The organism is Nocardiopsis valliformis DSM 45023, from assembly GCF_000340985.1.
GTDB lineage: Bacteria > Actinomycetota > Actinomycetes > Streptosporangiales > Streptosporangiaceae > Nocardiopsis > Nocardiopsis exhalans.
In genome coordinates this window covers 25460-32053 of the sequence record NZ_ANAZ01000043.1, presented here as the reverse complement: position 1 = coordinate 32053, position 6594 = coordinate 25460, and the positions used below count along the sequence as shown (strand labels likewise).

Genomic DNA, 6594 nt, shown 5'->3' with positions numbered 1-6594 from the left:
GTCCCCGCCACACCACCGTGCTCCTCCAAGACCGGCGGGTGCTCGTCTGGGGAGGTGCCACCGGCACGCACTCCGGAGAGGAGGACGGACTCATGGCCAGGGACGGCGCGGTCTACGACCCCGGAGCCGACTCCTGGGAGCCGGTCACCGACGCTCCGGAGGCGAGGGAGTCGGCGTCGGCGGCCGTGGCGGGGGACCACGTCGTCTTCGGCGGAAGCGGTTACCAGGACGACCTCCTCGTGTACTCGCTCAAGGACGACACCTGGGACACCGTTCCCCTGACCGGTGCCGGGGAGTTGTTCCGCGTGCTCGATCTGGTGGCCGTCGACGACGCGGTCGTGCTGGTCGGGGCCACGGCCGAGCGTATGCTCACGGGACGTTTCCGAGTGGGAGACGAGGGCGTGTCCGTGTCCGAGTTCGAAGAGGTCGAGGACCCGACCGGGGCGTACGTCGGGCTGGTCTCGCTGCCGGGGGACAAGGCGGTCCTGGCGGTCAGGGAGAGCCGCGGCGGGCGCCTGTACGAGCTCGACGGACGGGGTCAGGCGGAGACGGTGCACGAGGCCGGTGCCTTCCGCCCGCCGGTGCACACGGTCTCCCATCCCGAGCTGTCGGGGGAGATGGGGTTCGTGGAAGGGCTGGGTGTGGTGTCGACCAGCACCGGTGAGCTCAGCGTGTGGGACGCGGACACCGGCCTGACCCATCGGTCGAGGGGCGAGGCGCTCGACGGCTACTGCGGCCCGATCGAACCCGTCGGCACGAACGCCCTGATCGGTTGGGGCGGCCGGTGCGAGACCGGTGGGATCAGGATCGATCTGCGAGCCCAGTAGGGTCCGAGACCGCCTGTCTGCTGTGAGCAGACTGATCGGCCTGGTCTGATGAGAACATCGCGTACGCCCGCGCGGTCAGATCACGAAGGTGCCCTTGCCCGGGAGGGTCTTGACCAGCTCCCGGTCACGGAGCTCCTTCGTCGCGTGACGGGCCGTGCCCACGGCGACGCCGTAGGTCTCGGCGAGCTCCCTTTCACCGGGAAGCTTTGCACCGGAGGGCAGGTCCCCGGGTGCGATGGGCCCCGGACGAAGCCTCGGCGGAGCCATGGGCAAGGGGTACAGCACACGAAGACCCCGGTCCCTTCGAATCAGGGTGTCCGGGGTCTTCCTTCGTTGGTCCTACCCCTTCGAGGTGACGCGCAGGGCGGCGAGCCACTCGGCGCGGTCAAAGCTGAGGTGCCCGGCTTCACGGTGCTTCGTGTCACGAATGTCTGCGCCGTTCTCTTGTTCCCGAGCTTCGACGCAATCAGAGCCCGTGGGGCTGTGGCTGGACTTGTGCCATGCGGCTTGCTGGTGATTCATGCGGCTAGTCTCTCAAGCTCGGTGCGGGACAGGGCCACGGGGAGGGATTCGGACAAGGCGACGTCGTACAGCGACACCGCCCGGGGCCACAGATCGTCCCTCAGGATCTCAGCCCCCAGGACGTGCTCTGACACGGCTACGGACTCACCCGTTCCGAGGGCGAACAGGAACAGTGGCGCGACAGGAGCCGGGAGAACGATGCCAGCGGGCACCAGGTGCACGCGAACCTGACCGGTAGCGATCCAGCCCAGGAGGTGCTGGGCCTGCTCCTGCCTCAGTTCCTGGGGCAGATCTGCCACAGCGGCGAGGGGGAACACGGCGGTCACGTGAAGCCCGGTGAGCTGGTTCAGACGGTCGGTGCGGTTGGTGACCTGCTCCGCCAGTTCCGACCCTTGAAGGGAGGGGCGGGATGCCCGGAACACGTACGAGGCCACTCCGGGGCTTTGAAGGTACCCGGGGACGAATGAAGGCGTCGCTACACGCACGGCAACAGCGGCCGTCTCGATCGCGTAGAAGTTTCGGGTCCATTCAGGCAGAACGGTGCCCGTTGTCGTGAGTCGCCAGGCTCTGCGCAACTCGTCTAGTGAACCGACGGCTTCCGCCAGGGGTTCGATTCTGTCCAGAGACGGTGTCGTTTGTCCGGAAATGTATCTGTTGATGCTTGAAGCGGCGAAGCCCGTGCGATTGCTGAGTTGAAGCTGGGTGAGCCCTGAAGCCGTGAGCAATCGATTTAGTGCCTCAGAGAAGGGGGTGGCAGGCATATTGCCCAGCGTACCTGTGTCTTGCGCAATCGTGGCGGATTCTGTGGAATCAGTAAGGGTTTCGGCAGGCTGAGGGTATGGAATCCATCGGACTTACCCAGACCCCTGGTGAAATCAACTCCGTGGCCCTGCCGCTCGCCGCGCTGCACTCCGCTATTCGTCGGCGGGGTGTGGCTGCGATGGACGGTGGCCAGCCCGGCGAGGTTAGGGCGGAGCACGCGGGGCGTTGCATCGTTGTGCGGCTCTCCGGTGGCAAGTGGGTTTCTCCGGTTGATGGGGGCGGCCGCACCGCTCCGATCGGCCGCGAGGGCGAGGAGGATTCCCTTGCCCGCTGGATCGCCGGTGAACTTCTGGGGCGGGTATGAGTGCCCCGGCCCGAACGTTCGCTGATCTTGCGCGGTTGACGCGTCCTCGCCGTCCTCAGACTCCCGGGCCGCGTCAGGGGGAGAGCCCGCCGCTTCCTCGCCGGGTGCGTCCTCCCTCCGCAGCGAAGAAGTGTCCTCCGCACGCATGGAAGCGCGCGCGGGGTTCCCGTACACAGCAATGCGAAAACTGCGGCATCACTCAGTGCGTCCCGTAACCCTGACTGGAAAGCCCCGCATGTGCACTAACTGCGAAAAGCTGCACGAAAATCCCAGAGGGCCCGTGTCAACACAAAAGGGTGGGGAGGCCATCGCTCCCCGCTCTGCTGCCAGGGGCAAGGGTGCGTCAGTTTTCGGGTTCCGGGCGCTCCGTAACGTAGGATCCGCGCTGCGGCACGGTGTACACGTCGCCGTCTTCCACGAGCACTGCTATCGCGCGGCGCACGGTCGAGCGCGCGAGGCCGAACTCCTGCACAAGATCTTTCTCGGTGGCAATGCGCTGGCCAGGAGCCCAATCTCCTCGGGCGATACGAGCCTGAATGATGCCTGCCAACTGCCGATACGGCGTCACAGGGCCGTCGTGCTGGATCTCTGCATCGGGATCAAACGTCATGCTCCGAAGCTATTCATGCTCAGTCAAGGTGATCCCAAGAGATACAAGGCTAGACGTAGCGATACGAGTCGCTACACTGAAAGGGCTCGCATACAGCGGGACCCCGGCGACGTGCTACCAACACGCCCCGGGGCCATGGCCGACCTGATGGAAGCAGGACGACATGCCAAACCCTATTGCTTTGCTGTGCCTGATAATCCGAGCGGCCCGCCCCACCAGGGGTGTGCACACGAGTCCCTGCGGATACTTCCGCGAACTGTTCGCGGAGCTTCGCCGCAACCGCGCGCGTCGGGTGCGTCGCTACGCGGAGAACGTCCCCTTCCTCTCCGGGGTCGAGCCCCGGCCGGAACCGGCTCCGTTCGTCCCCGCCCCCCGACAGCCCGCTGACCACGTCCCTGTAGCCGATCCGAGCGCTCTGGAGGACCCGGACGAGCTCGTTCCGGGTTACTACCGCGACTGGGAACGGAAGGAAGCCCTCCGCCGGGTGGACCGGAGCCGGTTGGGTGTGGCCGTGCTCCACACGATCGCCGAGCACGGGGAGGCGGCGTGATGAACGCGAACCACGAGGTGCAGGGGTCCCCCGACCCGATCGACTCGCTCGGCCTCCCGACGGACGTCATGGTGACGGAGTTGTCCCGCCTGCTGGCGACGCCGGGGTTCCTCGGACAGAGCGTGGCCACCCTCCGGCGCGCGGACGGCGCGTTCAACGTGCTCGATGAGCTGATGCGCAACGGCGACCCGCTCCCGCGCCGCTGGTCGGTGAAGGGCGGCGCGGGGCGACATGAGCCGGTGACCAGGCTCTACGACTCCGTTTCCGAAACCCTGCGTGAGGTGGGCGGGGCTGCGCAGTCCTTCATGGCTCTGCGTCGCGCGGCCGCGGACTGGCGTGCGCTCGATGCCGCGCTGCGTTCCGGGCGGCCGCTTCCGGAGCCCTGGCAGCGGTAGCCGTGCCGGTGGGAAGGGGTGCCGTCAGCCTTCGGGCGACGGCACCCCTTCGCCGCACGCCCGGCTACCACCAGGGGTAGCGGGTCTCCAGCATGGCGGTGCGGGAGGTGTGCGCGTCCTCGGGCCGGATGTAGCCCGCGTGCTGGGCCCGGTTCACGGTCTGGAGCACCTGGGACACGTACCCCCCTCGGCGCGGGTACAGCTCCCGCAGGGTCTCCTCTTCGAAGGGGATGTGGGCGCCCGACAGGAAACAGAACGGGTCGCCGGTGTTGTCGCCGTGGTTGAGCGCGGTGGCGACCTCGTGCTCGGCCAGCCTGATCCCGCCGAGCTGGTTGCCGTGCTCGTCACGGCTGGCCGTCGTGGGGCCGTCCCACTCCAGGCGCGGCGCCTCCGGCGGTGCCGTACCGTCCCGGACCCAGTCGACGAGGTGGTCGTAGGCGGAGTTCAGCACGTGGTGGAACGGGACCCGGCTGTACGGGGGCAGGTCGCACTGCTGCGGTTCGGTCCCCGGGTTCTCCCGGGCGATGAGCGGGGCGAAGGCGCGGTACTCGAACTGGCCGACGTGCGCGGTCCCGGCGACCTCCCAGCGGCGGAAGTGCTCGGTGTCGGGCTCCTGTCCCTGGGACCTGGTCCTGACATCGGTCTCCGCCATGAGCCGCATGACCGGCGTGGTGCCCTCGTCCAGGGCGGTGGGGGCGCCGTGGATCATGAAGGCGTCGACCGCCTGGTGGCCGGGGTGGAACCGGTTGTGGTACTCGGACAGGTAGCGGGCCGACTGGGAGTGCCCGGTGGCGACGACCGTGCCGACGTCGAAGCCGGGCAACGGGTCGACCCCCTGCGGTGAGCGCAGGGCCCTCGCTGTCTGGGAGTAGAGGTCGAAGGCCGGGGCGTCGGCCAGCTCCGGGCCGCCGACGGTCAGGTCCCCGTAACGGTCGGGGTCCCAGGCCCGGAGGGCGTCGACCCCGACCCGCTGGGCGGAGAGCCCCACCCAGACGTGTCCCTCACCCATGAAGTAGTCGTGGGAGAGGAACCAGTCGATCTCGATGTCCTGGCCGAAGCTGACGTTGTTCCATTCCAGGAAGGCGGCGCCGCTGAAGTCGTCGGCGCTTGCGGGGCGCCGGACGACCATCCTGGTGAGGTAGGGGGTGGCCCCGGCCTCGGGGTGTTCGGCGGTGCCTTCGAGAAGGAACTCCTCCTCGACGTAGTCGTACGCGGCGAGGTCGGCCTTGACGGGCTCGCCCTCCTCGATCGGGGGGACCTCGGGTCCGACGGCGGACATGAAGGGGTAGGAGTCGGCAGTGACGGGGACCGGACCGGACACGGTGGCGGCCGGACCTTCCACGGGTTCGGCCTGGGCCGGTACCGCTCCGAGTAGGCCGAGGACGACGGTCGATCCGAGCAGGACCGCGCAGAAACGACGGGGGGACCGGGGGGACATGCGCGCGTTCACCTCTGGTGTGGTCGGTGTTGCGGGCATGCTAGGTCGGGCCGCATGGTGCCACAAGGAGTTCCGGCGCCCGCGCCGCCGCCGTGGGAGAGGACCGGTGGAACCACGGATGGGGCGGCGCCCTCATCGGCGCGCGAGGAACTCCTCCAGCTCCTCCGTGCTGGGGGAGGTGGCCGGGCCCGGGCGGGTGACGGCGATGGCGGCGGCCGCGTTGGCGCGCCGGGCCGCAGCCACCGGAGACAGCCCCGCGGCCAGGGCGGCGGTGAACACCCCCACGTGCGCATCGCCCGCACCGTTGGTGTCCACCGCGCGCACCGCGAAACCCGGGACCCGCCGGGGCGCGGTGTCCCGAGTGGCCACCAGGCAGCCCTCGGCGCCGTCGCGCAGCACCACCACGCCGGTCGGGCGGACGCGCTCGGCCAGGAGCGCGGCGGCCTCCTCGAGAACACCGGCGCCGGTGGCCGTGACCGCCTCGGCTGCGGACAGACTCAGGACGTCCGTGCGGGCCAGTACCCGGGAGAGGGTTTGCGCGGGGATGTCACCCACCACCGGTGCCGGGTCCAGGACCAGCCGAACCCCCTCCGGTAGCTCGCGGATCCAAGTCACCAGTTCGTCCGCGCGCGGCCCGGGCAGGAGCGAGTACCCGACCGTGTAGACGAGGTCATCGGACCCGGGGCGCAGGGCGCGCAGGTCCGACAAGGGCAGATCCATCTCCGCGCCCAGGTGGGTGATGAAGGTGCGTTCGGCGGAGGTGTCCACCAGGGCCACGCAGAACCCGGTGTCCTCGGGGCGCGGGCGGTGTGCGACGCGGACCCCCTCGGCGCGAAGCGCGGAACGGACCAGGTCACCGTGGGGTCCGGTCCCGTGCGCCCCGCCGTAGACCACCTCCATACCGGCCCGGGCCGCGGCGGCGATCACGTTGAACCCGCCGCCGGGGAGCGTGCGGGCGGTGTTGGCGAACGTGCCGCCGCCCTGTTCGGGCAGGGCGCCGACGGTCATGACGACGTCGATGATCACCGGTCCCACATGGTGGAGGCGTCCGGTCACGGTGGGGTCCCTTCGTCGGGTTCGGGTGGTGGGGTTCGGGGGCGGTCGGGATCGATCGGTTCCGCCACCG

10 protein-coding genes are annotated in these 6594 nt (G+C 69.3%); 4 read left to right on the top strand and 6 right to left on the bottom strand.

The window, feature by feature from the left end:
* The coding region (locus tag D457_RS0128055; protein WP_026117110.1) for a Kelch repeat-containing protein at positions 1 to 827 on the top strand (827 nt) is incomplete at its 5' end.
* 75 nt (positions 828 to 902) lie between these two features.
* Here D457_RS0128055 and D457_RS0128050 read toward each other — a convergent pair.
* The 3 genes from D457_RS0128050 to D457_RS35140 all read right to left on the bottom strand — a co-directional run bounded on the left by D457_RS0128050 (position 903) and on the right by D457_RS35140 (position 2110).
* Positions 903 to 1094, bottom strand: a complete 192-nt coding sequence (locus tag D457_RS0128050; RefSeq protein ID WP_051073057.1) for a winged helix-turn-helix domain-containing protein — start codon at positions 1092 to 1094, stop codon at positions 903 to 905.
* A 72-nt stretch (positions 1095 to 1166) separates the two neighbouring features.
* Positions 1167 to 1349 (bottom strand): DUF397 domain-containing protein, encoded by a 183-nt coding sequence (locus D457_RS35145; RefSeq protein WP_083926889.1) that lies wholly within the window; start codon positions 1347 to 1349, stop codon positions 1167 to 1169.
* Positions 1346 to 2110, bottom strand: coding sequence for a Scr1 family TA system antitoxin-like transcriptional regulator (locus D457_RS35140; RefSeq protein ID WP_083926888.1), 765 nt, complete (start codon positions 2108 to 2110; stop codon positions 1346 to 1348). Before D457_RS35140 ends, D457_RS35145 begins: the two co-directional genes overlap by 4 nt.
* 77 nt (positions 2111 to 2187) lie before the next feature.
* Here D457_RS35140 and D457_RS35995 point away from each other — a divergent pair, with 77 nt between their 5' ends.
* A complete protein-coding gene (locus D457_RS35995; protein WP_152514395.1) occupies positions 2188 to 2475 on the top strand; it encodes a hypothetical protein in 288 nt (95 codons plus the stop codon).
* 343 nt (positions 2476 to 2818) lie between these two features.
* On the opposite strand, the gene D457_RS0128035 is transcribed toward D457_RS35995, so the two are convergent.
* On the bottom strand, positions 2819 to 3085 hold the full coding sequence (locus tag D457_RS0128035; protein WP_026117109.1) for a GntR family transcriptional regulator: 267 nt from the start codon (positions 3083 to 3085) through the stop codon (positions 2819 to 2821).
* Between the two features lie 223 nt (positions 3086 to 3308).
* On the opposite strand from D457_RS0128035, the gene D457_RS0128030 reads away from it, so the two are divergent.
* Together D457_RS0128030 and D457_RS0128025 are read left to right on the top strand one after the other, a co-directional pair.
* Positions 3309 to 3635: a hypothetical protein gene (locus D457_RS0128030; protein WP_017583994.1), complete on the top strand. Its 327-nt coding sequence runs from the start codon at positions 3309 to 3311 to the stop codon at positions 3633 to 3635.
* The gene (locus D457_RS0128025; RefSeq protein WP_017583993.1) at positions 3635 to 4030 is read left to right on the top strand and encodes a hypothetical protein; all 396 of its coding nucleotides are present in this window, start codon (positions 3635 to 3637) and stop codon (positions 4028 to 4030) included. The genes D457_RS0128030 and D457_RS0128025 overlap by 1 nt, the downstream gene beginning before the upstream one ends.
* A gap of 64 nt (positions 4031 to 4094) precedes the next feature.
* Here the strand turns inward: D457_RS0128025 and D457_RS0128020 are convergent, their stop codons facing one another.
* Positions 4095 to 5468, bottom strand: a complete 1374-nt coding sequence (locus D457_RS0128020) for an alpha/beta hydrolase domain-containing protein (RefSeq protein ID WP_017583992.1) — start codon at positions 5466 to 5468, stop codon at positions 4095 to 4097.
* 132 nt (positions 5469 to 5600) lie between these two features.
* Positions 5601 to 6524 carry a PfkB family carbohydrate kinase gene (locus tag D457_RS0128015; RefSeq protein WP_026117106.1) on the bottom strand — a complete coding sequence of 308 codons (924 nt, stop codon included), beginning with the start codon at positions 6522 to 6524 and terminating at the stop codon, positions 5601 to 5603.
* Between the last annotated feature and the right edge of the window lie 70 nt (positions 6525 to 6594).